The 24,934-nt window shown below is 68.8% G+C and carries 18 protein-coding genes and 1 pseudogene; 7 read left to right on the forward strand and 12 right to left on the reverse strand.

The genetic code is table 11. The annotated features are described in order from the left end of the window. Positions 1-139 precede the first annotated feature (139 nt). Positions 140-3,268, reverse strand: coding sequence for a bifunctional proline dehydrogenase/L-glutamate gamma-semialdehyde dehydrogenase PutA (putA, locus tag ASG17_RS14965; RefSeq protein WP_056105421.1), 3,129 nt, complete (start codon positions 3,266-3,268; stop codon positions 140-142). 132 nt (positions 3,269-3,400) lie between these two features. Here putA and ASG17_RS14970 point away from each other — a divergent pair, with 132 nt between their 5' ends. Next, the gene (locus ASG17_RS14970) at positions 3,401-4,504 is read left to right on the forward strand and encodes a glycosyltransferase family 1 protein (protein WP_056105423.1); all 1,104 of its coding nucleotides are present in this window, start codon (positions 3,401-3,403) and stop codon (positions 4,502-4,504) included. 206 nt (positions 4,505-4,710) lie between these two features. On the opposite strand, the gene ASG17_RS14975 is transcribed toward ASG17_RS14970, so the two are convergent. The 6 genes and pseudogenes from ASG17_RS14975 to ASG17_RS15000 form a co-directional block, all read right to left on the reverse strand. Then, positions 4,711-5,763 carry a substrate-binding domain-containing protein gene (locus ASG17_RS14975; protein WP_056105425.1) on the reverse strand — a complete coding sequence of 351 codons (1,053 nt, stop codon included), beginning with the start codon at positions 5,761-5,763 and terminating at the stop codon, positions 4,711-4,713. Between the two features lie 51 nt (positions 5,764-5,814). Further along, on the reverse strand, positions 5,815-6,612 hold the full coding sequence (gene phnE / locus ASG17_RS14980) for a phosphonate ABC transporter, permease protein PhnE (protein ID WP_056105453.1): 798 nt from the start codon (positions 6,610-6,612) through the stop codon (positions 5,815-5,817). A 249-nt stretch (positions 6,613-6,861) separates the two neighbouring features. Then, a pseudogene (gene phnD, locus ASG17_RS15705) lies at positions 6,862-7,662 on the reverse strand (phosphate/phosphite/phosphonate ABC transporter substrate-binding protein); the annotation flags it as partial. A 46-nt stretch (positions 7,663-7,708) separates the two neighbouring features. After that, positions 7,709-8,707: a phosphate/phosphite/phosphonate ABC transporter substrate-binding protein gene (locus ASG17_RS14990; RefSeq protein WP_056105427.1), complete on the reverse strand. Its 999-nt coding sequence runs from the start codon at positions 8,705-8,707 to the stop codon at positions 7,709-7,711. Next, positions 8,704-9,513: a phosphonate ABC transporter ATP-binding protein gene (gene phnC / locus ASG17_RS14995; protein WP_056105429.1), complete on the reverse strand. Its 810-nt coding sequence runs from the start codon at positions 9,511-9,513 to the stop codon at positions 8,704-8,706. The genes ASG17_RS14990 and phnC overlap by 4 nt, the downstream gene beginning before the upstream one ends. Before the next feature lie 153 nt (positions 9,514-9,666). Then, positions 9,667-12,516, reverse strand: a complete 2,850-nt coding sequence (locus ASG17_RS15000; RefSeq protein WP_056105430.1) for a pitrilysin family protein — start codon at positions 12,514-12,516, stop codon at positions 9,667-9,669. A gap of 276 nt (positions 12,517-12,792) precedes the next feature. On the opposite strand from ASG17_RS15000, the gene ASG17_RS15005 reads away from it, so the two are divergent. The 6 genes from ASG17_RS15005 (at position 12,793) to ASG17_RS15030 (ending at position 17,512) form a co-directional block, all read left to right on the forward strand. Beyond that, complete coding sequence (locus ASG17_RS15005; protein WP_056105432.1) at positions 12,793-14,058, forward strand: type III PLP-dependent enzyme; 1,266 nt, start codon at positions 12,793-12,795, stop codon at positions 14,056-14,058. A 99-nt stretch (positions 14,059-14,157) separates the two neighbouring features. Continuing rightward, entirely contained in the window at positions 14,158-15,210 is a 1,053-nt protein-coding gene (locus tag ASG17_RS15010; protein WP_056105434.1) for a deoxyhypusine synthase, read from the forward strand. A 107-nt stretch (positions 15,211-15,317) separates the two neighbouring features. Then, the gene (locus tag ASG17_RS15015) at positions 15,318-15,698 is read left to right on the forward strand and encodes a lysozyme inhibitor LprI family protein (RefSeq protein WP_056105436.1); all 381 of its coding nucleotides are present in this window, start codon (positions 15,318-15,320) and stop codon (positions 15,696-15,698) included. 61 nt (positions 15,699-15,759) lie between these two features. Then, positions 15,760-16,125 carry a ribonuclease gene (locus tag ASG17_RS15710; protein WP_200935099.1) on the forward strand — a complete coding sequence of 122 codons (366 nt, stop codon included), beginning with the start codon at positions 15,760-15,762 and terminating at the stop codon, positions 16,123-16,125. A gap of 86 nt (positions 16,126-16,211) precedes the next feature. After that, positions 16,212-16,715, forward strand: a complete 504-nt coding sequence (locus ASG17_RS15025; protein WP_056105438.1) for a hypothetical protein — start codon at positions 16,212-16,214, stop codon at positions 16,713-16,715. Next, entirely contained in the window at positions 16,712-17,512 is an 801-nt protein-coding gene (locus tag ASG17_RS15030) for a phosphatase PAP2 family protein (protein WP_056105440.1), read from the forward strand. The genes ASG17_RS15025 and ASG17_RS15030 overlap by 4 nt, the downstream gene beginning before the upstream one ends. A gap of 136 nt (positions 17,513-17,648) precedes the next feature. Here the strand turns inward: ASG17_RS15030 and aguB are convergent, their stop codons facing one another. The 5 genes from aguB to ASG17_RS15055 form a co-directional block, all read right to left on the reverse strand. Further along, positions 17,649-18,512, reverse strand: a complete 864-nt coding sequence (gene aguB / locus ASG17_RS15035) for an N-carbamoylputrescine amidase (protein ID WP_056105443.1) — start codon at positions 18,510-18,512, stop codon at positions 17,649-17,651. Continuing rightward, a complete protein-coding gene (locus ASG17_RS15040; protein ID WP_082496325.1) occupies positions 18,512-19,513 on the reverse strand; it encodes an agmatine deiminase family protein in 1,002 nt (333 codons plus the stop codon). The genes aguB and ASG17_RS15040 overlap by 1 nt, the downstream gene beginning before the upstream one ends. A 150-nt stretch (positions 19,514-19,663) precedes the next feature. Beyond that, complete coding sequence (locus ASG17_RS15045) at positions 19,664-22,156, reverse strand: TonB-dependent receptor (protein ID WP_056105445.1); 2,493 nt, start codon at positions 22,154-22,156, stop codon at positions 19,664-19,666. Between the two features lie 215 nt (positions 22,157-22,371). Further along, positions 22,372-23,028 carry a peptide-methionine (S)-S-oxide reductase MsrA gene (msrA, locus tag ASG17_RS15050; RefSeq protein ID WP_056105448.1) on the reverse strand — a complete coding sequence of 219 codons (657 nt, stop codon included), beginning with the start codon at positions 23,026-23,028 and terminating at the stop codon, positions 22,372-22,374. Between the two features lie 80 nt (positions 23,029-23,108). Beyond that, the gene (locus ASG17_RS15055) at positions 23,109-24,443 is read right to left on the reverse strand and encodes a capsular biosynthesis protein (protein ID WP_082496326.1); all 1,335 of its coding nucleotides are present in this window, start codon (positions 24,441-24,443) and stop codon (positions 23,109-23,111) included. Positions 24,444-24,934 lie beyond the last annotated feature (491 nt).

A 24,934-nucleotide genomic window follows, 5' to 3' on the forward strand; every position in this document is an offset into this window, starting at 1 on the left:
GGGAGAAGGTGGCAGGCGAAGCCTGACGGTTGAGGGGGTGGGATGAAGCGCCCTCATCGTCGGCCGTTGTGCGTGTCGCTCGCGTCCCCCTCATCCGAGCCGCTATCGCGGCCCACCTTCTCCCCCGAGGGGAGAAGGATCACAAATTAAGCAGGGCCGGGTCGCCGCCTTGGGCGCTGATGTTGTTGCTGATGGCCTTTTCGGACGCATAGCGGATCAGGCTGTAGGGGCCGCCGGCCTTGGGGCCGGTGCCGGAGAGGCCCTCGCCGCCGAAGGGCTGGACGCCGACCACCGCGCCGATGATCGAGCGGTTGATGTAGACGTTTCCGGCCGGGACCAGGCGCGCGACCTCGTCGGCGAAGGCCTCGATCCGGCTGTGCACGCCCAGCGTCAGGCCGTAACCGCGCGCGGCCAGCTTGGCGGCCGTCTCCTTCAACTTCGACGGCTCATAGCGGACGACGTGCAGGATGGGGCCGAAGACCTCGCGCTCCAGATAGTCGGGGGTCGGGACCTCGGCGATGGTCGGGGCGAAGACGTGGCCCCGGGCGGCGGAGGCGGGGACGGCGGCGCGGGCGACGATCCTGGCGTCGCCTTCGAGGCGCTTCAGGTGCGCCTCCAGCATGGCCTTGGCGTCGGCGTCGATGACCGGGCCGATGTCCGTCGACGGGTCCGTCGGGTCGCCCACCACCTGGGCCTCAAGCGCGCCCTTCAGACCATCGATGAGCGCGTCGGCGGCGTCGTGGGGGACGTAGAGCAGGCGCAGGGCCGAGCACCGCTGGCCGCTCGACCCGAAGGCCGACAGGATCACGTCGTCGATGACCTGTTCCTTCAACGCCGTGGTGTCGATGAACATGCCGTTCAGGCCGCCCGTCTCGGCGATGAAGGGGATGATCGGCCCGGCGCGGTTGGCCAGCGCCCGGTTGATGGCCGTGGCCGTGTCGGTGCCGCCGGTGAAGGCGACGCCGTCGACGGCGGGATGGCTGGTCAGGACCGCGCCCACCGTCTCGCCACGTCCGGGGACCAGGGCCAGCAGGTCGGGATCGAGGCCGGCCTTGTAGTAGAGCCGAACCGCCTCGGCGGCGATCAGGGGCGTCTGCTCGGCCGGCTTGGCCAGGACGGCGTTGCCGGCGGCGAGCGCGGCCGCGATCTGGCCGGTGAAGATGGCCAGCGGGAAGTTCCACGGGCTGATACAGGCGAAGACGCCGCGTCCGTGCAGGACCAGCGAGTTGATCTCGCCCACCGGCCCCTGCAGCGGCTTGGCGCCGCCGAAGTCTCGCTCGGCCAACATGGCGTAGTAGCGGAGGAAGTCCGCCGCCTCGCGCACTTCGGCCACGCCGTCGTTCAGCGTCTTGCCGGCTTCGCGCGACAGCAGGGCGACCAGGCGGTCCATGTCGCCTTCCAGCGCATCGGCCATGGCGCGCAGGACGGGGGCGCGGCCCGTCCCGCCGATCTTGTCCCATTTCGCCTGCGCCTTGATGGCGGCCTCGGCGGCGGCGTCGATGTCCTCGGGCGTGGCTTCGGAGACATGGCCCAGAACCTGGGTCGTGTCGAAGGGGTTCAGCACATCCTGGGCGTTCACGCCCGCACGCAGCTTGCCGCCGATGATCGGGCCGGAGGTCAGGCGTTCCGAGTCGACCTTCTCCAGCGCCCGGGCGTGCCGCTCGCGGTCGGCGGCCTGGGAGTAGTCGCGGCCCAGCGAGTTCTGGCGGTCCATGTACATGTCCTTGGGGGTCGGGATCTTGGCGTGGCGGTCGGGATGGGCCTCGACCACGGTGATCGGATCGGCGGCGACGGCGGAGGCGGGCACCCGCTCGTCCAGCAGGGCGTGGACGAACGACGAGTTGGCGCCGTTTTCCAGCAGGCGGCGCACCAGATAGGGCAGCAGGTCCTCGTGCCCGCCGACGGGGGCGTAGGCCCGGATGCTCAGCGTCTCGTCCGACCAGTCGGCCGATGCGGCGGCGTAGAGCGCCTCGCCCATGCCGTGGAGGCGCTGGTACTCGATCTTCACGCCCCGCTCGCGCGCCATCCGGTGCACGACGGCCAGCGAATGGGCGTTGTGGGTGGCGAACTGGCTGTAGAGGTGCGGCGCCGCCTCGATCATCAGCTTGGCGGCGGTCAGATAGTTCAGGTCCGTCGCCGCCTTGGTGGTGAAGACCGGATAGTCGGTGCGGCCGAACTGCTGGGCGCGCTTGATCTCGGTGTCCCAATAGGCGCCCTTGACCAGACGGACCATCAAACGACGGCCGGACGCCTGGGACAGGGCGGTCAGCCGCTCGATCACCTCGGGCGCCCGCTTCTGATATGCCTGAACGGCGAGGCCCAGGCCGGTCCAGCCGCCCAGCTCGCTTTCATGCGCCAGCCGGTCCAGCAGCTTCAGCGACAGGGCCAGGCGGTCGGCCTCCTCCGCGTCGATGGTGAAGTTGATGTCGTGTTTCGCCGCGATCCGGGCCAGGCGCAGGATGCGGGGATAGAGTTCGGACCAGACGCGATCCTCGTGCGTCGCCTCATAGCGGGGCGACAGGGCCGACAGCTTGACCGAGACGCCGTGACCGGCTTCGGGGCCTTGGGTGCTGGACTTGCCGACGGCCTCGATGGCTTCGGCGTAGATGCGCTCATAGCGTTCGGCGTCGTGGGCGGTGCGGGCGCCTTCGCCCAGCATGTCGAAACTGCACAGCCAGCCCTCGCGGTTGGCCCGCTTCAGCGCCGCCTGGATGGTGCGGCCGACCACGAACTGCTCGCCCATGATGCGCACGGCGGCGGCGACGGCCTGGCGGATCACCGGCTCGCCGATGCGGCCCGCGACCCGCTTCAGGAAGTTGGGCAGGTCAGTCTTGGCCTCGTCGTCGGCGTCGACCAGCTTGCCGGTCAGCATCAGGCCCCAGGTCGAGGCGTTGACGAACAGGCTGTCGGATTGGCCCAGGTGCGAGGCCCAGTCGGCCGAACCGATCTTCTCGGCGATCAGCTTGTCGCGGGTGTCCTCGTCCGGCGTGCGCAGCAGGGCCTCGGCCAGACACATCAGGGCCAGCCCCTCGCGGGTGCCCAGCGAGAACTCCTGCAGGAAGCTTTCGACCACGCCCTGTTTGGTCTGGCTGCGCCGCGCGCCCTCGACCAGAGCCACGGCCTCGTCAACGGCGGCCTGCCGCTGGGCGGCGTCGAGCGGGCTGCGAGCCAGCAGGCCCCGCACCACCGCCGTCTCATCCGCGAACTTGCCGTGATCCAGCGTGTCCCAGTCCTGAGACAGGCCGGGGAAGGAAGCGTTCGATGTCATGGCGGCCTCTTAGACCCTCGCGCGGGCCGATGGGAGGCCCCAAGGTTGACAGCGAGCAGGGGCCATCTCGCCAAGCGCATCGGGAGGCGCTAGATCGGTGCGCTCGACAACGGCGGAGGCCGATCGGCCCGCATGCGCATCGTTCTGGCCACCGACGCCTGGGAGCCCCAGGTCAACGGCGTCGTCCGCACCCTGACGCGGACCGTCGCCGAATGCCGGGGCATGGGCCATGAGGTCGATGTCGTCGAGCCCAGCCAGTTCAAGACCATCCCCTGCCCCACCTATCCGGAGATCCGGCTGGCGCTGGGGGCCGAAGAAGAGATCCGCGAACGCCTGCGCGCCTTCGAGCCCGAGGCGGTGCATATCGCCACCGAGGGCCCCATCGGCATCGCCACCCGGCGCATCTGCGTGGAGTGGAAGCTGCCGTTCACGACCAGCTATCACACGAAATTCCCCGAATACGTCTCGGCCCGGTTCCCGATCCCGGTGCAGGTCGGCTACGCCTATATGAAGTGGTTCCACAAGCCTTCGGGCCGGTTGATGGTGGCCACCCCGACCCTGCGCGACGAGCTCTTGGAGCACGGTTTCCGCAATGTCTCGCCGTGGTCGCGCGGCGTGGACACCGAGCTGTTCAATCCGGACCTGGAGCGCATCTACGACGAACTGGGCGGCCCAAACGACCCAGGGAGGGACTGGCCGCGGCCGTTTTGGCTGAACGTCGGCCGGGTGGCGGTCGAAAAAAACATCGAGACATTCCTAAAGACCGACCTGCCGGGCACCAAGATCGTGGTCGGCGACGGCCCGGCCCGCGCCGAGCTGGAGGCGCAGTATCCGGACGCCAAGTTCCTGGGCGCCAAGTTCGGCGAGGAGTTGGCGCGGTGCTTCCGCGACGCGGACGTCTTCGTCTTCCCTAGCTGGACCGACACCTTCGGCCTGGTGATCCTGGAGGCCATGGCCGCCGGCACACCGGTCGCCGCCTTCCCGGCGCATGGGCCGATCGACATCATCCCCGGCTCCAACGCCGGCGCCATCGACGACGACCTGCGGACCGCCTGCCTGAAGGCGCTGGAGTGCGACCGGGGGGCCGTGCGCGCCTATGCCGAGAAGTTCAGCTGGCGCGCGTCGGCGGAAGAGTTCGTGGCGAATCTGGAGCCCTATCCGGACCCTGAGCGTGGGCGGTTCTGGCGCAGGCTGCGACGGATCGCGCGGATTCGCAGGCGCGCGGCGGCGGCCTGATCGCCTGTCCTGACTTGCGCTTCCCTCTCCCAGAGGGAGAGGGCTTGAGCACCTGAGAGCCGAAGGCGACCAGTCTTGTGCGAAAGGGTGAGGGGTGGGCGGCTAACCGGTGAGGGCGATCCCCTCACCCTTTCGGCTAAGACGCATCGCTTCGCTCTGCGAGCCTCAAGCCCTCTCCCTATGGGATAGGGATCGTCCTGCTGTTGCTACTTCGCCGGCGCGCCCATCGGCGTCAGCGCCGCCAGGGTCGCCCGCTGCGCCTGCAGGCGGTCTTCCGGCAGGGGGATCAGGCCGCGGTCCTGCAGATAGCCGCCGCGGGCGGCCGCGCCTTCGGACAGGAACTCCTGAACGAATGTCAGAAGGCCTGGCGTCACGCCGATGTTCTGCTTCTTCACATAGATGAAGAGGCTGCGGGACAGGGGGTAGGAGCCGTCGGCGATGGTGTCGGGCGACGGGGCGACGCCGTCGATGGTCTCGGCCTTCACCGTGTCGCGGTTCTGCTCGAGGAAGGAATAGCCGAAGACGCCCAGCGAGCCCGGCGTACGGGTCAGGGTCTGGAGGATGGCGTTGTCGTTCTCGCCCGAGTCGATCCAGGCGCCGTCCTCACGCACCGTGTGCGTCAGGCTTTCGAACCGTTCCTTGTCGTCGGCCAGCGCCTTGACCGCCGGGACCAGCTTGCCGCCGGGCGCCATGGCCAGTTCGACGAAGGCGTCGCGCGTGCCGGAGGTGGGCGGCGGGCCGTAGACCTGGATGCGCTGGTTCGGCAGGCCGGCGTTGATCTGGTTCCAGGTGCGGGCCGGGTTGGCGACGAAGGTCCCGTTCGGGCCCGGCACCGTCTTGCCCAGACCTTCGTACAGGTCGTTCAGTTCGAAGTTGAAGCTGTTGCCCGTGCGGGCCGTGGCGATGACGATGCCGTCGAAGCCGATCATCAGCTCGATGATCTCGGTGACGCCGTTCTTCTTGCAGTCCTCGAACTCGGACTTCTTCATCGGCCGCGAGGCGTTGGCGATGTCCGGCGTCTGCGGACCGACGCCGGAGCAGAAGGCCTTGATGCCGCCGCCGGTGCCCAGGGCCTCGACGCGGGGCGCCGCGCCGCCGTTCAGCCGCGCGAAATTCTCGGCCACGCGGGTGGCGAAGGGAAACACCGTCGAGGAGCCCGCCGCCCAGACGCCCGCGCGGGCGCCGCTGCCGCCCTCGCCCGAACAGGCGGCGAGAGCCAGAGCGCAGACCGCCGCGGCGGCGATGAGGGTGCGTTGCATAGAGGCCTTCCCGGTCACGGGCGGCTTAAAGCACGGTTTCGTGACAGTTCATCAGAGCAGTCGACGCCGCATCGCCTGGGACAGCATGTCGATCAGGGTGACGGCCACGACGATGATGAGGGCGATGGTCGAGACGGTGCGATAGTCGAACGCCTGCAGGCTTTCGAACAGCACCTGGCCGATGCCGCCGGCGCCGATCAGGCCCAGCACGGTGGCGGCGCGGCTGTTGGATTCGAAGCGGTAAAGGGCGAAGGAGGTCCACAGGGGCGCGACCTGCGGGATGACGCCCCAGGCGATTTCGTGCAGGCGTCCGGCGCCGGTCGCCTTGACCCCCTCGATCGGTCCCTTGTCGATCGACTCCACCGCCTCGGAGAACAGCTTGGCCAGGACGCCGGCCGTGTTCAGCGCGATGGCCAGCACCCCGGCCAGCGGGCCCAGGCCGACGGCGACGATGAACAGGGTGCCGATGACCAGATCGGGGATCGACCGCATCAGGTCCATCACCCGCCGCACCGGCCAGACCAGCCAGGCCGGGGACAGGTTGCGCGACGCCATGAGGCTGAGCGGCACAGCCAGGAAGACGGCCAGGAAGGTGCCCCACAAGGCAATCTGGATGGTCAGCCACATCTGGGCGACCAGGACACGCCAAGCCGAAAAGTCGGGGTTTAGGAAGTCGCGACCGTAGTTTCGCATGTTCTCGGAGTTGGAGAACAGGTTCGGCAGGTTCGGCAGGTCGACGGTCTTGAACGCCCAGACCAGCACGACGGCCAGCCCGCCCCACAGCAGCAGATCCAGCGACCAGTCACGCAGCGGCTTCTTCGGTGCGGCCGGGACCACCGACGGATCCAGCGGCTCCGCAGGCCTGCGCGGCGCCAGATGCAACGCCCCGGCGAACAGGGCGGCCAGGGCGATCAGCAGCAGGGGCGTCCAGACGAACAGGGCCTTCAGCTCGAACCGCTTGGGCGCCGCGACCTCGCTGGGCTTGCCCTCGCGGCGCGCCTGGTCGGCCTTCATCTCGCGGATGGGGTTCAGATAGCCGTCATCGGCCTGACGGAACTCCGAATAGTTCAGCCCCTCCATCACCTTGCGCTGGCGGTCGGCGGCCGGGCCGACGCCCTTGCCGTAGTTGACGAAGAAGCGGCGGATCCTGTCCTTCAGCGCCGGGGGCAGGTCCGAGCGCATCAGGATGCCGGACTCGGGGATCGGCGGCGAATGCCAAATCTCCTCGATCTGGTCGGCGATGGCCGGGTTCTCGCGGCGCAGGAAGATGGTGTTGACCGAGTTGGACGTCGCCACGTCGACCAGTCCGTTGGCGACGGCGAAGGCGTTGGCCTGGTGGCTGGCCGAGCGGACGGTGGCGAAGCACTGGCGCGGGTCGATGTTCTTCGGGCCGAAGAAATAGGTCAGGGGCGCCAGGGTGCCCGAGGTCGACTGGGCGTCGCCGATGCCGAAGTCGAAGCGCTTGCCGCAGGCCACGACGTCATCGACCGTAATGCCCGAGCCCTTCTTGACGATCAGGGAGGAGGTGTAGCTGTCCTTGCCCTCGATATCGACGGTGCGGGCGATGACTTCGGCGCCCGAGCGGTCGATGGCCTGGACGGCCGGCAGGGCCGAAAACCAGCCGATCTGGGCCTGGTTGGCGCGCATGGCCTCGACCAGCACGGAATAGTTGGAGCCGAAGATCGGCTCGACCGGCACGCCGATGTCGCGCGACAGGTCGTTCAGCAGCGGCTGCCACAGCGGGCCCGAAGAGGCCTGCCCCTCGGCCGAGAGGACGGTGAAGACGATCTTGTCCGGGTTGCGAGCCGCGGCGCCTTGCGCGCTGGCCGCCGCCGGCAGGGCGGTCATCAGCATCAGGGCGGCGAGCAACGCGCGGGCGAGGGTCGAGAGACGGATCATGGATTCTGCGTCCTGGCGACGACAGCCGCGCCGGAGGAAGGAAGGGTCACGGCCGAACCTCGCGGCGAGCCTGAAGCGTGCGGCGTTTCTCGGCGGCGGCGCGGGCGGCGGCGCGGTCGCCCTTGGCGCGGGCCTCGGCCTCGTCGCGGGCGGCCATCATTTCGCGCACGGGATCGAGATAGGTCTCCTCGGCGGCGACGAAGCGCGACCAGCCCAGGCCGGCCAGCACCTGCCGCTGGCGATCGCCCGCCGCGCCGCTGCGCTCGCTGTACGACAGGAAGAAGCTGCGGATCTTCTCCTTCAGCACCGGGTCCAGATCGCTGCGCACCAGGATGCCGCCTTCGGGGATCGGCGGGGATATCCAGACCGGCTCCAGCTGGGCCGCCAGCTGGGGGTTCTGTTGGGCCAGGACGCGCAGGGCCACGTCATTGGCGGCGGCGACGTCCAAGGCGCCCGTGGCGACCTGGAACAGGTGCTGGTCGCGGTCGGACACGCTGATGCGCTTGAAACAGGCCTCTGGCCGGATGTCGCGCGGCATGAAGAGGAAGGCGAGCGGGGCCAGGGCGCCGGACGTCGAGGCCGGGTCGCCCATGCCCAGGCTGAGGCTGCGATCGCAGGTCAGGAGCGTCTCCAGCGTCACGCCCGAACCCTTGCGCGCCACCAGCACCGATCGATAGCTGTCGGCGCCGCCGGTGCTGACGGTGCGGGCGATCAGTTCGGCGTCACCGTCGTCCAGCGCCTGGACGGCGGGTTGAGCCGAGAACCAGCCGACCTGCACGCGCCCGGCCCGGAGGTCCTCGACGCCGGCGGCGTAGCTGGCGCCGAAGCGCGGCGTCACCGTCACGTCCGCGGCCCGCGACAGATCCTCCAGCAACGGCGCCCACAGGGGCTCGGCCACGGCCTGGGCCTGGGACGACAGGATGGAGAAGGCGATGGTCTTGACGGGGCCGGTCCCCCCGTCCCGCTCGCCGCAGCCGGCGACCGCCAGGGCCGCCGCCAGCGATGCGGCGATCAGGCCGAAGCCAAAGCCGCGGGCGGTTCTCACGCCGTGGCTTCCCAGAAGGCGTCCTCGAACTCTGGGCCGTAGATCTCGATCAGCCGGGGGTGATCCAGGCCGGACGCCGGTCCGTCGTAGACCACCTTGCCGGCCTTGAGCGCGACGACGCGCTGGCAGTAGCGGATGGCGTAGTCGACCTGGTGCAGGGTGACGATGACGCCCAGGCCGTCGCGCTTGTTCAGCTCGACCAGCAGCTCCATCACCTTGCGGGCCGACACCGGGTCCAATGACGCGACCGGCTCGTCGGCGAGGATGGCCTGGGCGCCCTGGACGATGGCGCGGGCGATGGCGCCGCGCTGCTGCTGGCCGCCCGACAGGGTGTTGGCGCGCTGGGCCGCGTAGTCGGCGACGCCCACGCGGTGCAAGGCCGCCATGGCCTTGGCCTTGTCCGCCTCCGGCCAGATGCCGAACAGGCCGCGCCAATCGGGAATGCGACCCAGGGCGCCCAGCATGACGTTGGAGAACAGGCTGAGCCGACCGACGAGGTTGAACTGCTGAAAGATCATGCCGAGGCGACCGCGCGCCTCCTTCACGGCCGAGGTGATGCGGCCGTTCTTCTGGACCGTCTCGCCAAACACCTGGATCGTCCCCTTGCCGCCGTCGATGGTCTGAAGGCCGGTGATGGAGCGAAGCAGCGTCGACTTGCCCGACCCGGACGGGCCGATCAGGGCGACCATCTCCCCTTGCGCGACCTCGATGGTGACGCCGTTCAACGCCTTGCGAGGCCCAAAGGTCTTGGACACGTCGCGCGCACTGACGAGATGGGATGCGAGGGCGGCGGCTTGAGAACTCATGGCTCGCGTCGGCTCTCGTTTGGACTGGATCAGACTGAGATGGGTTCGGGAGGCAACCCGCGCGCCGCATGGCCTGAAAGGGCCGGTTTGGCGAGTCTTAATGACACGGCCCCGCCACGGACGTCCAGCGGGGCCGGGTCATTCCAGGGTTCGTCAGGGGGCGGCGCGCACCTCGACCGGCAGGCCCAGGGCCTCCAGCTGCGGCCGGACGACCGAGGCGTCGCCGACCACCACCCAGATGAAGTCGGCCGGATCCACCTTGCCGCGCACGGCCTGGTTCAGCGCCTCCGCCGTGAGGGTCTGGTAGCGCACCCCGGCCTGCTCCCAATAGTCGTCGGGACGACCGAACAGCTGGTTCGACTGCAGGGTCGACAGCACCGCGCCAGAGGTCTCGAACTGGCCGGCCAGGCGACGCGTGGAGGAATCGCGCACGCGCTGCAGCTCGTCGGTCGTCACCCCGTTCTCGCCGAAGAAGGCGCGGTGCACCGCGATCATGGAGGCGATCGCCTCGCCGGTGCGGTCTGCCTGAACCGGGGCGTTGATGACGTAGGGCGAGCGGTTTTCCAGGTTGCTCACATTGCTGCGCGAGCCATAGGACCAGCCGCGCGTCTCGCGCAGGTCGGAGTTGATGCGCGACCAGAAGGCCGAGCCGAGGATCTCCACGCTTGAGCCCAGGACCAGGCGGTCGTCAGCGCCGGCCAGATTCAGCACCTCGCCGCCCAGGATCAGCGACTGCGGCGACTGGGGCCGGTCGATCAGGATGATGCGCGGCTGGACTGGGCGCGCCGTCACCGGCGCCTTGGCGGGACGCGGCGTGGCCGGGGGGACCCAGGCGCCGAACCGTGCGTCCAGCAAGGGCGTGATCTCGCTGAGCGGGCGGTCGGACACGACATAGATGCGGGCGTTGTCGGGACGGATCCATTCGTTGTGGAAGGCCGCGAGACGCTCGGGCGTCGCCGCCTCGACCACCGCGGGATCGCCCAGGCCGCTGGGCCCCCGACCGTAGGCGCCGTCGTAGAGGGTCTCGTACAGGGCGCGGTTGCCCATGCCGGCCGGCGTCGCCAACTCCTCGCGAATGGAGGACAGCTGCTGCGCGCGCAGGCGCTCGACCACCGCCGGCTCGAAGTCCGGGCGGCGCGTCACATCGGCCAGAAGATCCAGCGAGGGCGCCAGGTTGGCGGTCAGGGCCGTCAGGGTGACGGTCGTGCGGTCCATGGTCGCTCCGGCGCCGATGAAGGCGCCCAGACGCTCGCGCGCCTCGGCCATCTCGTTGGCGTCCTTGCCGCCCGCGCCTTCGGTCATGGCGCGCAGCATCAGCGCCTCGACGCCCAGCGCATCGGCGGCGTCCGCCGACCAGCCGGCGTCGAACTCGACCGCCACGCGGGTGGCGGGGATGCGCGACGACTGGGTGGCGACCACCTCGATACCGTTCGACAGCCGGGCGCGGCTGACGGCCGGGAACTCCAGCGCGCCGACCTGGCCGATGGCCGGCATCGGATCGCGCGGCTTCGCCTGATAGTCGCTGGCGGGCGCGCTGGGACGGGCGCCGGCGGGCGTGGCGGCCGCGTTTTCATAGGCCTCGCGCTCGCCCGGCTCGACCGTCAGGTCGAACGACGGCTGCAACAGATAGCGGGCGGCCACGGCCTGGACCTGCGCCGGCGTCAGGGCGGCCAGCCGCTCCAGCTCCTTGCGGTAGTGCTCCGGGTCGTTGGCGTACAAGGCGCCCTGCGCCAGAGTATCGGCGCGGCCGTTCAGCTGTTCCAGACCGTTGATGCGCTGCGACAGCACCTGGGTGACGACGCGCTGCAGTTCGTCCGCCGTCGGACCATTGGCGGCGAAGTCGGCGATGATCTGGTCGGTTCGGGCGCGCACGGCGGCGGCGTCCTGGCCCGGCTTCACGTTCACCGTGACATCGAACCAGCCCACGCGGTGGAAGGCGTTGTAGGACGAGGAGACCGAGACGGCGGTGGCGTCGCCGCGCACCAGTTCCTTGTCCAGCCGCGACGAGGCCAGGCCGCCCAGCACCGAGGCGGCGACTTCCAGCGTCAGCGCGTCGTCGTCCAGCAGGCCCGGGCCCGGCCAGTAGCGCTGCTGCGACACGTAAGGGACGCGGTCATGCATGGTCCGCTCGATCGGCGCGGCCAGGGTCGGCACGGGCGCTTGGGCGGGGGTGTTGACCGGGCCACGCGGGATGCCGCCGAAGTAGCGCTCCATCAGCGGGCGGGCGCTGGCCGCGTCGATGTCGCCGGCCAGCACGACGATGGCGTTGTTCGGGCCGTAGTTCTCGGTGAACCACTGGCGCACGTCGTCCATCGAGGCGGCGTCCAGATCGGCCATCGAGCCGATGGTCGAGTGGCGGTACGGGTGCCCCTCCGGATAAAGGGCCTCTAGGATGGCGTATTCGGTCAGGCCGAAAGGCTGGTTGTCGCCCTGGCGCTTCTCGTTCTGGACGACGCCGCGTTGCAGATCGAGCGTCTGCTGGGTGATGGCGCCCAGCATGTGGCCCATGCGGTCGCTTTCCAGGAACAAAGCCTGCTCCAGCGCCGGGGTCGAGACGGTCTCGAAGTAGTTGGTGCGGTCGAACCAGGTGGTGCCGTTCAGCGTAGTCGCGCCGACGCCGTTCAGCCGGGTGATATAGCTGCCCGGCGCGTTCTCGGACCCGCCGAACATCAGGTGTTCGAACAGGTGGGCGAAGCCGGTGCGGCCCGCCGGCTCGTCCTTGGAGCCGACATTGTACCAGACCGACACCGTCACGATCGGATTGGCCCGGTCTTCGTGCACGATCACGCGCAGACCGTTGTCCAGGGTGAAGGTCTGATAGGGGATGTTGACGCCCGCCAGCAGGGCGGACACCGGCGCGGCCTCAGCCTGCGCTCCCGCGGCCTGCGCTCCCGCCGCCGGGACGCCAGCAGTCGAAACGGCGTCGACGCCCGCCGTGGTCTGGCACGCGGACAGCAGGATGGCCGAAGCGGCGGCGGCCGCGACGCTGGTGAATGTACGCATGAACGGGATCCGGAGTTTGCAAAGCGGCTGAAACCTATCGACGCCGTTCCGGCGCGGCAACACGCGGGTATGGCGCAGATCGCCACATCGCCGGACCTCGCTTGCCGCTTGATCCGTAGGCGGAAAATCTGTGGGAGCCTCCAGGCGGGGCCACAAAAAAACCGCTTTACATGACAGTCCCGTGACCCCATATCGCGCCTTCCGGCGGACCCCGTAGGTCTACTCGTTGCGCTGCTAACGCCGGCTGGGTTTAACGATTACAGGGGTTTACGTGAATTGCGCACGTATTCATTTCCCCTGGACCTGGTCCGCGAGCGGTCCCCTGAACGTCCCGTCGCCCTCGTGCGACCGCGTTCGGTTTCCGTAGCGGCGCGCTGGTTCCAGGACAATCTAAAGGCTGACGTCTTCTATGCGGTGAAGGCGAACCCTTCACGCTGGGTCATCGAGGCTCTGGTCGAAGCCGGCGTGCGTGGGTTCGACGCCGCCTCGATCGCCGAGATCGAACTGGTGCGTTCCGTCGATCCCGACGCGCGCATTGCCTTCATGCACCCGGTCAAGAGCCGGGGCGCCATCACCCGCGCCTACTTCGACCACGGCGTCCGCACCTTCTCGCTGGATTGCCAGGACGAGCTGGACAAGATCCTCGACGCCACGGGCGGCGCCGACGATCTGAACCTGATCGTGCGCATGCAGGTGTCGGCCGACGGCGCGGCCTACTCGCTGTCGGGCAAGTTCGGCGTGTCGCCGGACCAGGCCCCCGCCCTGCTGCTCAGCGTGCGCCAGGCGGTGACCGAAGGCCTGATGGGCGTGTCGTTCCACGTCGGCAGCCAGTGCATGCGCCCCTCGGCCTATGAGGCGGCGATGGCCCAGGTCGGCCGCGCCATCTCGCGCGCCGGCGTCTTCGTGGACATCGTCGATGTCGGCGGCGGCTTCCCCTCGGTCTATCCGGGCATGGTCCCGCCGGACATGAGTGAATACGCCGACGCCATCCATCGCGGCTTCAACGAGATGCCGGTCTCCGAAACCACCGAGCTGTGGTGCGAGCCGGGCCGGGCCCTGGTGGCGGAATCGTCGTCGGTGCTGTGCCGCGTGGACCTGCGCAAGGGCGACGCCCTTTATCTGAACGACGGATCGTACGGCTCGCTGTTCGACGCCACCCACTCGCGCTGGCCCTTCCCGACCAAGCTGGTCCGGGACGGCGAAAGCTCGACGGAACTGAAGCCCTTCCGCTTCTATGGTCCGACCTGCGACTCGATCGACCACATGCCGGGGCCCTTCTTCCTGCCGGCCGACATCCGTGAAGGCGACTTCATCGAAATCGGCATGCTGGGCGCCTACGGCGTGGCCATGACCACCGGCTTCAACGGCTATGGCGAGCACGAGCTGGCCGTGGTCGAGGACGCGCCGATGGCTTCGCTCTACGGCCTGGCGCCGCGCTCCATCCCGACCGTGCGCACCACGGCGGAGGAGACCGCGCGCAAGATCGTTCGCCTGAGCCGTCCGAAGGGCAAGGCTGGCCAGCGCAAGAAGTCGCGGCGCTAAACCGTCACTTTGACGTTCTAAACAGCAGCGGCCCGTCGCTCCGTCCGGGCCGCTGTTATTCTTCATGACGGGCGCTCACCTGTAAGGGAAACCAAACCGATGACCGCTCCCGTTCAAAAGAACACCAAGGCCGAGCTGCTGCAGAACGTCGTCGAGCACGTCGACATCACTTCGTTCGACGCCCGCCCGATCATCGACAGCATGCGAAAGATGTCGTTCTCGAGCCGCGACACCGCCCGCGCCGCCGACATCTTCAACATGGCGCTGGAAGACAAGGACTGCTCGCCGTGGCTGATCCTGGCCGGTTCGACCTCGGCCGGCGGCTGCATGCACGTGTACCGCGACATGGTGAAGTTCGGCATGATCGACGCCGTGGTCGCCACCGGCGCCTCCATCGTCGACATGGATTTCTTCGAGGCCCTGGGCTTCAAGCACTATCAGGCGGGCGGCGAGGTGGACGACAACGTCCTGCGCGACAACTACATCGACCGCATCTACGACACCTACATCGACGAGGAAGAGCTCCAGGCGTGCGACCACACCATCCTGGAGATCGCCAACCGTCTGGAGCCGCGCGGCTACTCCAGCCGTGAGTTCATCTGGGAAATGGGCAAGTGGCTGTCCGAAGGGAACGCCAAGAAGCCCGGCAGCCTGATCCAGACCGCCTATGAAGAAGGCGTGCCGATCTTCTGCCCGGCCTTTGTCGACTCGTCGGCCGGCTTCGGCCTGGTCAAGCACCAGAAGGAGCGCGCCGCCGCCGGCCTGCCCTATATGATGCTGGACGCCATCGCCGACTTCCGCGAACTGACCGACATCAAGATCGCGGCGGGCGTCACCGGCCTGTTCATGGTGGGCGGCGGCGTTCCCAAGAACTTCGCCCAGGACACCGTCGTCTGCGCCGAAATCCTGGGCGTCGAGGCCGAAATGCACCGCTATGCGGTCCAGATCACGGTCGCCGACGTGCGCGACGGCGCCTGCTCCTCCTCCACCCTCAAGGAAGCCGCCTCCTGGGGCAAGGTGCAGACCACGCACGAGCAGATGGTCTTCGCCGAGGCCACCACGGTCGTGCCGCTGATCGGCTCGGACGCCTATCACCGCGGCGCCTGGAAGAACCGCGACAAGCGCCGCTGGGCCAAGCTGTTCGGCAAGTAGGCCAAGAGCCGAAAATGCGAGGGGAGGTCGGAAACGGCCTCCCCTTTTTTTCTTTGCATCATCCGGCCCGCCCCTGCGTTCTGGCCGGACGCCCTCCGGAGACGCCGATGCCCCGCCCTCTCGCCTTCGCTCTCGCCGCGCTCGCCGCCGGCTGCGCCGTCTCCACGGGCGTGTCCGCCCAGACGCAGCAGAGCCTGAACGCCGCCGCCGCCCAGGATGCGCAGCAGGCGGATTCGGCGCTGAATACCCAGTACCGCGCCACCATGAACGGCCTGTCCCCGGCCTCACAGACTTTGCTGCGTGGGGCGCAGCGCGCCTGGATCACCTTCCGCGACCAGCAGTGCCGCTATGAGAGTTCCGCCGTCCGAGGCGGATCGGCCTATCCGATGGTCCAGTCCGGCTGCGTGGCGCGCATGACCACCGAACGCACCGCCGAACTGCGCCGCCTGGCCCAATGCCGGGAGGGCGATCTGGCCTGCCCGCGCTGATCGCGGCGTGCGGAACCGGGCATCGTCCGAATCGCTATGAACGCGAAGCCAGGAGATCGCCATGTCCGACACCGAAACCCCCAACGTCGAAACCGTCGAAGCTGACGCCATGGGCGAGAAACCCGACCTGGGCCGCAAGAGCGACGCCTTGATCGAGGCCTTGAGCGGCACCGATTCCGGCTCGGATACCCGCGCCGGGTCGTTGCAGGGCGGCGCCGCGACCGGATCGGACATCGATCCCGACCAGGACGCCGTCAACGCCGCCATGACCAGCGAAGGCATGCAGGCCGCTGAAAGCCGCGCCGAAGTCGACCCTCAGTCGCCGTCGAACGCCGACCCGGAGCCGGTCAAGAACACCGGCGAGGACCTGACGGGTTCGTCGGGCGATCCCGCCGAAGGCAAGGACGCCGACGCCGCCACCGGCTGATGCCTGCGTAAGCCCAGCGGCGCCTTGCCACCGCCGCAAGCGCAATGCAGTTTGCCGCTCGAACTAGCCTGAGGATCTGATAGGGCATGATGTCTCGCCTGGCGGTTTTGGCCGCCCTCGCCCTGGCCGCTGCGGCGTGCCGTCCCGCCGCTGAATCGGCAGAACCCGCGCCCGACGCCCCCAATGCCGCAGCGCCCGCGACGGCGGTGGCTGCGCCATCCGTCGCCGCCGCCCCGGCCGTGGTCGTGGCGAACGTGGAGCCGCGCCCGCCGCTGCCGGGTGCGCCGGCCTATGCCGCCATCTATCCGGGCGGCGAAATAGAGGGGGCGCCCACGACCGCTTCGGGCGCTGCGGGCGACGGCGGCCTGGTGACGTTCACGACAGAGGCGTCACCGGACGCCGTGGTCGCCTTCTACAAATCGCGCGCCGAGGCGGCGGGCCTGACCTCGACCCTGGGCATGAACCAGGGCGACGCGCGCGCCTACGGCGCCGCCGGGATCGGAGACGCGGGCGCCAGCCTGCGCGTCGTCGCCTCGCCCGCGTCCGAGGGTGAAACCTCCGTCCAATTGAGCTGGAGCGAAGGCGGGTGAAGACCGCCGGCCTCGCGGGGCTGGCTGTGGCGGGCCTCCTGGCTGCTTGCGCCGGTGCGCCGCGCCCGCCGCTGGACGCTGATGCGCCCAGGCACGGCTATCTGAGCGATGAGGCCAAGGCGGACCTGGCCGCCGGGGTCGCGCCGCGCCCTGTCGCAGGGTCGCTCGAGGATATGGCTGACCATGCGGCGTCCGAGCGGATGCGGGCGCTGGACGGCGGCGAACGCTGGCTTCTGGCCACCCTGCACGCCGAGGTTCGCCCGCCGCTGGGCCAGCAGAGCTTCGACTGCGCTCTGGGCGTTCGCTTCGGCGCCGAGCCGACGCCGAAGCTGGATGCGCTGATGACCCGCGTGCTGCTGGACGCCAACGATGTGGCCGAGCGGGTCAAGGCGGCCAATCCGCGCCTGCGCCCCATCGGCGAGGACCGCGAGCGCCGCGCCTGTCAGACCATCGACGCCGCCGCCCGCTCCAGCGACAGCTATCCCTCCGGCACCGCCGCCGTCGCCGCCGCCTATGGCGAGACCCTATCCGCCCTGGCCCCGGACCACGCCGACGCCGTGCGCGCCTCGGCCAATCAGATCGCGCTGAGCCGCGTCGTCTGCGCCATGCACTATCCGTCGGATGTCACCGGGGGCGAGGCGGTCGGGCGCGTCGTCATGAGCCGTCTGGTCGCCGATCCGGCTTACCAGGCCGACCTCCTGGCCGCCAAAGCCGAGATCGACGCCGCCCGCGCGCGCAACCAGACCAGCCCCGCCTGCGCGGCGGAGCGGTCGGCGTATCGCGTGCCGCTGCCCTGACCTTCGATCTCCGCCTCCTGGGCGGAGACAGCGAGCGCAGCGAGCAGAGGCGGGGAAGTTCAGGGCGCGCCCCTGTCTTCGAGCCCGCCTCTGGCGACTTCGTCGCCTGTCTCCGCCCAGCGGGCGGAGAGCGCTTCTACGGCCGCTTCGCCAGCGCCCCATACAAGTCCGTCCGCCGGTCGCGGAAGAAGCCCCAGGCGGCGCGGTGGCGGTCCAGGAAGTCGAGGTCGAAGCTGTGCACCAGCACGCCCTCCTCGTCCTTGCCCAGGCTCTCGACCAGATCGCCGCGATGGTTGGCGATGAAGCTGTGGCCGTAGAAGGTCTGGCCCGCCTCGGTCACCTGTTCATGGCCGATGCGATTGGCGCCGACCACCGGCACGACGTTCGAGACGGCGTGCCCCTGCATGGCGCGGCGCCACGGCTCGGCGGTGTCCAGGCTGTCGTCGTGCGGCTCGGTGCCGATGGCGGTCGGGTACATCAGCACCTCGGCCCCCTGCAGCATCATCGCCCGCGCCGTCTCGGGGTACCATTGGTCCCAGCAGATGCCGACGCCGACCTTGCCGAAGCGGGTCTTCCAGACCTTGAAGCCGGTGTCGCCGGGCCGGAAATAGTACTTCTCCTGATAGCCGGGGCCGTCCGGAATGTGGCTCTTGCGATAGACGCCCAGCGCCTCGCCGTCCGCGTCCAGCATGACCAGCGAATTATAGTACTGCGGCCCCTCGCGCTCGAAGATCGAGACGGGAATGGCGACGCCCAGTTCCCTGGCGATGGGCGCGAGCTGGGTCACGCACGGATGCTCGCGCCATTCATAGGCGTGACCGAACCAGTGCTCCTCCTGGCTGACGCAGAAGTACGGCCCCTGGAACAGCTCCGACGGCAGGATCACCTGCGCGCCCTTGCCGGCGGCCTCGCGGATGAAGCCGATCGTGCGGTCGATGTTGTCCTGCAGGTCGTCGCCATAGGACGTCTGGATCGCGGCGACGGAGATCGTGCGGGCCATCAGGCGGGCTCCTGCTGGGTGATGCAGTGGAACGACCCGCCGCCGGTCAGGATGGCGGTGGACGGCAGGGCGATGATCTCGCGGTCGGGGAAGACGGTGGCCAGCGCCTCGCACGCCAGGCGCGCGGCCGTCTCGTCGCCGTAGCTCGGCACGATCACCGCCCCGTTGGCGATGAGGAAGTTCATGTGGCTGGCGGGGACCGGCTTCTCGTCGTCGTTGACCACCAGGCCGGGCGACGGGATGCGCAGGACGTGAATCGGGCCGCCGTCCACATCGGTCATGGCCGACAGGGCGCGCGCCGTGGCGTCGTAGACATCGGCGTTGGGATCCTTGGTCCCCCAGGCGATGGGCGCAGCGACGATGCCCGGCGCGACGAAGCGGGCCAGGTTGTCGACGTGGCCGTCGGTGTGGTCGTTCAGAAGGCCGTCGCCCAGCCACAGTACCTTGCGGGCATCCAGCGCCTCGGCCAGCGCCTCCTCCGCCTTGGCTTCGGTCCAGCCGGCGTTGCGGTTGGGGTTCAGCAGGCATTGGCGCGTGGTCAGGATGGTCCCCGACCCGTCGTGGTCCAGGGCGCCGCCCTCCAGGATGAAGTCGTTGCGGTCCGGCTCGATCCCGGCGGCGCGGCCGATCTGCTCGGCGACCGTGTCGTCGAAGGGCAGTTCGTACTTGCCGCCCCAGCCGTTGAAGCGGAAGGCGGCGGCGGCCTCGGAGCCCTTGCCGAAGATGGGGCCGGTGTCCCGCAGCCAGATGTCGCCGAACTGGCCCTCGACCACGGTGACGCCCTCGACATCGGCGAAGCGGGCGTCGGCGTCATCCAGCGCTTCGGCCTTGCCGACCAGCAGGCGCACCTGCTCGCGTCCCGGCCCGGCCAGGGCGCGGACCAAGGCCTCGACCTCGGCCTGCGCGGCCTCCAGGTCGTCTTCCCAAAGCTCGGCATGGCTCGGCCAGCCGACCCACATGGCGCGGTGCGGCGCCCATTCGGCGGGGATCGGCGAGGTCATGGTCGGATGCGTCCTGTGAACAGAGGCGGGCCGCGCCAGATAGCGACGGGCGCCCCCCACTTCAATGCGTGAAGCCGCCGCTGGGCCCCACAGCAAAAGGGGCGGCCCGTTTCCGGACCGCCCCTTCGCTTAGTCAGACCGAGTTACGGCTTAGAAGCTGTAACGCAGGCTCGCCATCACGGTGCGCGGGGCGCCGATGTTGGCGAACGGGCGGCTGAAGCCCGGTTGGCCGATGGTCGAGGACGTCGTGGTGCCCAGCGAGCCGTAGTAGTTCTCGTCGAAGACGTTGATGACGTTGAACTGCATGTAGGCGCCTTCGAAGCCGAACGGCGCGAAGTCGAAGCGGGCGTCGAAGTCGACGGTGGTGTAGGCGTCGACCTTCTGGTCGTTGACGTCCGTCACCCAGCGCTCGCCGACATACTTGCCTTGCAGCGCGGCCGAGAAGACTTCGTTGAAGTCGTAGGCGATGCGCAGGCCGAAGGTTTCGTTCGGCGTCTCAACAACTTCCTTGCCCTTGGTCATGGCGACCAGGACAGCGTTGATGTTGATGTTGTCCTGGATTTCGCTTTCCAGGAACGACGCCGAGGCGAAGATGCTCAGTTGGTCGGTGGGCTCCCAGCCGATCGAACCGTCGAAGCCGTAGGATTCCACGGCGCCCACGTTGCGGTCGACGTTGAAGCCCAGGTCCTGATCGTACGAGCTGACGATCCGGTTGTCGTAGTCGGTGTGCCAGACGGCGGCCGAAGCGATCAGGGTCGGCAGTTGGAAGCGGTAACCCAGGTCGAAGGTCTGGGTAGTTTCCGGCTCGACGCCCGGGTTGCCGATCGAACCGTCGGCCAGACGAACCACCGAGTACAGGCTGTCCGTACGCGGGGCCGACAGGCTTTCGGCGTACGAGGCGTACACCGTGCTGTCGCCGAAGGTGTAGCTGGCGCCCACGTTCGGCAGGATGTCGTCGTACTTCAGGGTACGCTCATACGGCGCGATGTACTGGGTGGCGCCCGTCGCCGCGAAGGTGACGTTGCCGTTGGCCAGGGTCGCGTTCGGCACTTCGGTGGTGCAGCGGACGTTCGACGAGGCGTTCTGCGAGTAGCAGTACTGGTTCAGCTCACGCTTGAAGAACGGGGCGCGGACGCCGAGGTTGACCTTCAGCGCGTCGTTCAGGAACGAGCCGCGGTATTCGACGGCCACCTGGTTGAGGGTGGCGTACGACAGACGGTCGCGCGATCGCAGATAGAAGCCGTCCAGGTTGACGATCCGGTTGTCCTTGTCGTCCAGGCCGCCGAAATCATCGGCGAAGCGCGGGTTCGAGGGGTCCGAGAAGTCGATGTTGCCGTAGGCGCCGGTCTGGCGGTGGCGGCCGTAATCGCCGGTGTAGGCGACACGGAACTGGTTGGTGTCGTTCAGATCCCAGATCAGCGACGAGTTGACGCCGTAACGGATCGTGTTGGTGTTAGACGGCGTCATGACGCGGACGCGGTCCAGGGTGTCGCCATCGCCGTTCAGGTCGACGCCGCCCACAGCGTTGTTGCCGCGCAGCAGGCCGTCGGTTTCCGACAGAACCGCTTGCTGGGTGCCGCCGTTGGCTTGCGTGTACTGCACCGACGGATCGACCGTCAGCACCAGGCCGGGAGCCAGGGTGAAGCGCGAGTTCAGGCGGATATTGCCGGTGTCCGACGGGTTGATGCGCAGGCCGTAGTAGGCGGTGCTGTTGGTGTCGACATCGGCCACGCCGGCGCGGACGGTCGGCGCGACGTAGATCGGGTTGTAGTCGACGTTCCAGCCGAACGGGCTGGTCGTGACTTCTTCAGGGGCCGCGACGCTGCCGTCGGCGTTGAAGGAGATCAGGCTGGGGCCGTAGTACGAGAAGTTGCGGTTCTCGTTGTAGTGGCCCGACAGGGCGACGAAGTCGCCGTTGTCGGCCAGCGGCTGATAGATACGGAAGTTGTACTGGGTCTTCTCCAGGTCGCCCTGGCCCTTGTACTTGTCATACTTCTGGTGCGAGGCGGCGAACCAGGCCGAGGTGCCCCAGGGGCCGACTTCGCCCGTGTCGACCAGGCCCATGAAGCGCAGGTAGTCGTTCGAACCGCCCGACACCTGGCCCCAGCCGCCGAAGTCGGCGGCCGGACGGCGCGTGACGTAGTTGATGGTGCCGCCGGTGGCCGACGCGGTCGGGCTGTCGACGTCCGTGGTGCCGGTGTTGACCGAGGCGCGCTCGATCAGTTCCGGGTCCAGTTGCTGGTTGGTGTAGACGGCGTAGTTGCCGGTGTCGTTCAGCGGAATGCCGTCGAAGGTCAGCGAGACGCGGTTGCCGTCAAAGCCGCGCAGACGGATGTTGCCGCCCGACGAACCGTACGGGTCGTTGTTGGTGAAGTTCAGGCCCGGGGTCAGGTTCAGGGTCTGCAGGATGGTCTGGCCGGCGGCCTGCGTGGAGATGAACTCCTGCGTGACCGACGAACGCGTCTTGGCGACAGTCTCGGCGACGATGGTGCCGTCCGTGGTGCGCGGGCCGCGCGCGCCGGTGACGACGACGTCGCCCAGCTCGGCTTCTTGGGTGGCGGTGGATTGGGCGTTGGCGGCGCCGGCGAGCATCAGCCCGCCGCAGAGGGCCGTCGTGGCCCAGAAGAGGCTCTTGCGGTTCATCTTATCTGTATCCCCAGATTGGTTTCAGGCGCGGATTGGAGGCGCGAGCCGTCGAAAGGCGTCAGACCTGCTGCGACGGCGTCGTATGGCCGCTACCAGAATGCTCCGCGACAGTCATGTGACAGCGATATGACAAAGTCCGGGGGTGACACGGGCGACACACTGAAGGCCGTCATGTGCGCACGATTTGACCTGAATGCGCCGATCTGCGGCAATCAGCCCCAGACTTGTCGCAACCTGTCCCCGCGCCGGCAGAAGGCGCTGTAGCCGCCGTACCGCGCCGGATTGCGGCGCGCGAAGTCCTGGTGATAGGCCTCGGCCGGCCAGAACCGCGCTTCGGCGCGCACGGGCGTCACGAAGCGCGCCGGGCCGATCACCGCCGCCGCCGCCGCCCGCGACGCCTCGGCGATGGGCCCCTGGGTCGTCGTGGCGAAGACGGCCGTGCCATAGTTGGCCCCACGATCGCAGAACTGACCGCGCGCATCCGTCGGATCGATCGTGCGCCAGAAGCGGTCGACCAGTTGCCGATAGGTGATACGCGCCGGGTCGTAGGTGACGCGAACCGCTTCCAGATGCCCCGTGCCCCCCGCCACGACCTGTTCATAGGTCGGACTGGCAGTGCGCCCGCCCGCATAGCCTGACACGGCCGCGACCACGCCGGGCATGTGCTCGAAGTTGGACTCGGTGGACCAGAAGCATCCGCCGGCGAAAACCGCCGTCTCGCGCCGGCCGCTGTCAGGCCCACCATTGCCCTGGGGCGGTTGAGCCTGGGCCTCGCCCGATCCCTGCGCGCTGCACGCCGCGGCCAGCGTCAAAGCCAGGGCGGCGATCAGGCGGGGGCGAAGCGACCGGGTCAGACGGGGCAACGACATGAAGTCTCTCCGGGACGATGTTTCGGAGATACGGTCGGCCGGCCGATCTGGATACATCGCCGTCGCCAGCCCGGGTCCGATCAGGGCTGGCGGCGCGCGAACATGTCGGCGATGCCGCGGGCGGTCCAGCCCATGGCGTCGGGCTGGTGATAGTTGCCGTTGACCTGGGTTCGGGCGATCACCTGGCTGCGGAAGCGGGCGAACAGCTCCGGCTCCGGCGCCGCCGGCTCGCGCCAGAAGGCGTCCATCGGCTTCTGGTCGGTCAGGCCGTCGAAGTCGAAGAAGGCCTCGCCCAGCACCTTGACCGGCGTGTGGAAGCCGATGGCCGACAGGGCCGCCGAGGAGTTGTTGACCACCATCCCCTGCGCCAGGCGGCACAGCTGGGCCAGATTGCCGCCGTCGATGAAGTCCACGCGCTGGGCCAGGCCATGCTCGACGGCCAGACAGCGGGTGATCTGCTCCAGATTCACCACGCCGGGATCCAGCGGGTGGTTCTTGACCACCAGCCGCGCGTCCATCGGGGCGTGACGGGCGAAGCTGGTCATCACCGCCGACAGGAAGGCGGTGTTGTCCGCGAAGCTGGAGTACCGCAACAGCTGGGCGTCGCCCTCCCGCTGCAGGCAGGCGATGAAAAAGGGCCCCTTGGACGCCAGGGCGCCGGCGTCGCAGTCGCCCGGCGAGCGCAGACGCAGCCGCATGTAGCGATTGATGTGGCCGAAGAACTGGTCCCACGTCGACTGTGTGTAGGGGGCCCGGTACTTTGGGTAGAGCCAGCCGAAGAACATCTGCGCGGCATGGTGCAGGCTGATGTTGATGACGTGGTGCGGCAGGATGCGGCCGACCAGCCGGGGCGTCGGCGTGTCGATGGACTGGTCGTAGCCTCCGCGGTGGCGCGGCAGGCGGCTGGAGGCGTTGACCCCGTCCTCCTCGACCGTGATCCAGTCCGGGCGGAAGTAGCCGTTCTCCAGCACCCAGAGGCGGGCGGGCAGGCGATCGGCCGCCTGCAGGACGGTCTGGTTGTAAGGGCCGCCTTCGCCGAACACGACCAGGTCGGTGTAGTTCGGGGCGAGCGCCATCAACCGCGCCGGCCAGGCCTCGTTCGGCTCCTTGAAGATGATGCCGCCGGGACGGCGCCAATAGCAGGCGTCGCCGACGTTGAAGATCATGCGCGAGACCGTGGCGCCCCGCGCCTCGAGCTCGGCGGCCAGCACCTTGCCGAACGGGCCGAAGGGAACGCTGACCAGCAGGAATTTGCGACCGGCCAGATCGGTCTTGGCGACGCTCGCGGCGCCCGTCGCGGCGGCCCGCCGCAACAGACGGCGGTAGAAGACCAGGCGCTTGCGGGGCGCACGCGACGGTGTGGTGGAGCGACCGGACGGGCGGCCCGTCGGAACTGGAGGACGAACATCGGTCATATCAACGGTGCGCCCCCCGCGCCCCGTGGTCGTCGTCCCGTCGGTGCAACCTGAAGCCCCGGAGAGATGTGCGACGCGAAAACGACATGAGCTATCTTGTCGCGCTGCAATACGCGCGGATCAACCACCTAGTCCTAAAAAGCGAACTCGCGCCGCGCCCGAAAAAGTCTGGGTTGTGCGCACTTTACGCTAGGCGGCCATTGAGGGCGGGACGGGAGACGCTGCGACACCGCAGATGATCACCGATCACCCCCGCCTGCGACCGTCCGCCGCACCCGACGCCGCGACCGCCTGAGCCGTCGGCATCAGCCCAAACAAAAGCCGCCGCCCCTTTCGGAGCGGCGGCGATCGTTATCGTGGCGTCATCGACGCTTCTGAGGTCCGGCCGGGGGTTGTCCCGGCCGGGCTGGATCAGAAGTTGATGTCGATGGTGGCGCGACGGTTCAGCGGCTCGCGCACGCCGTCGGCGGTCGCACGGGCCAGCTGGGTTT

The organism is Brevundimonas sp. Leaf363 (assembly GCF_001424025.1).
Taxonomy (GTDB): domain Bacteria; phylum Pseudomonadota; class Alphaproteobacteria; order Caulobacterales; family Caulobacteraceae; genus Brevundimonas.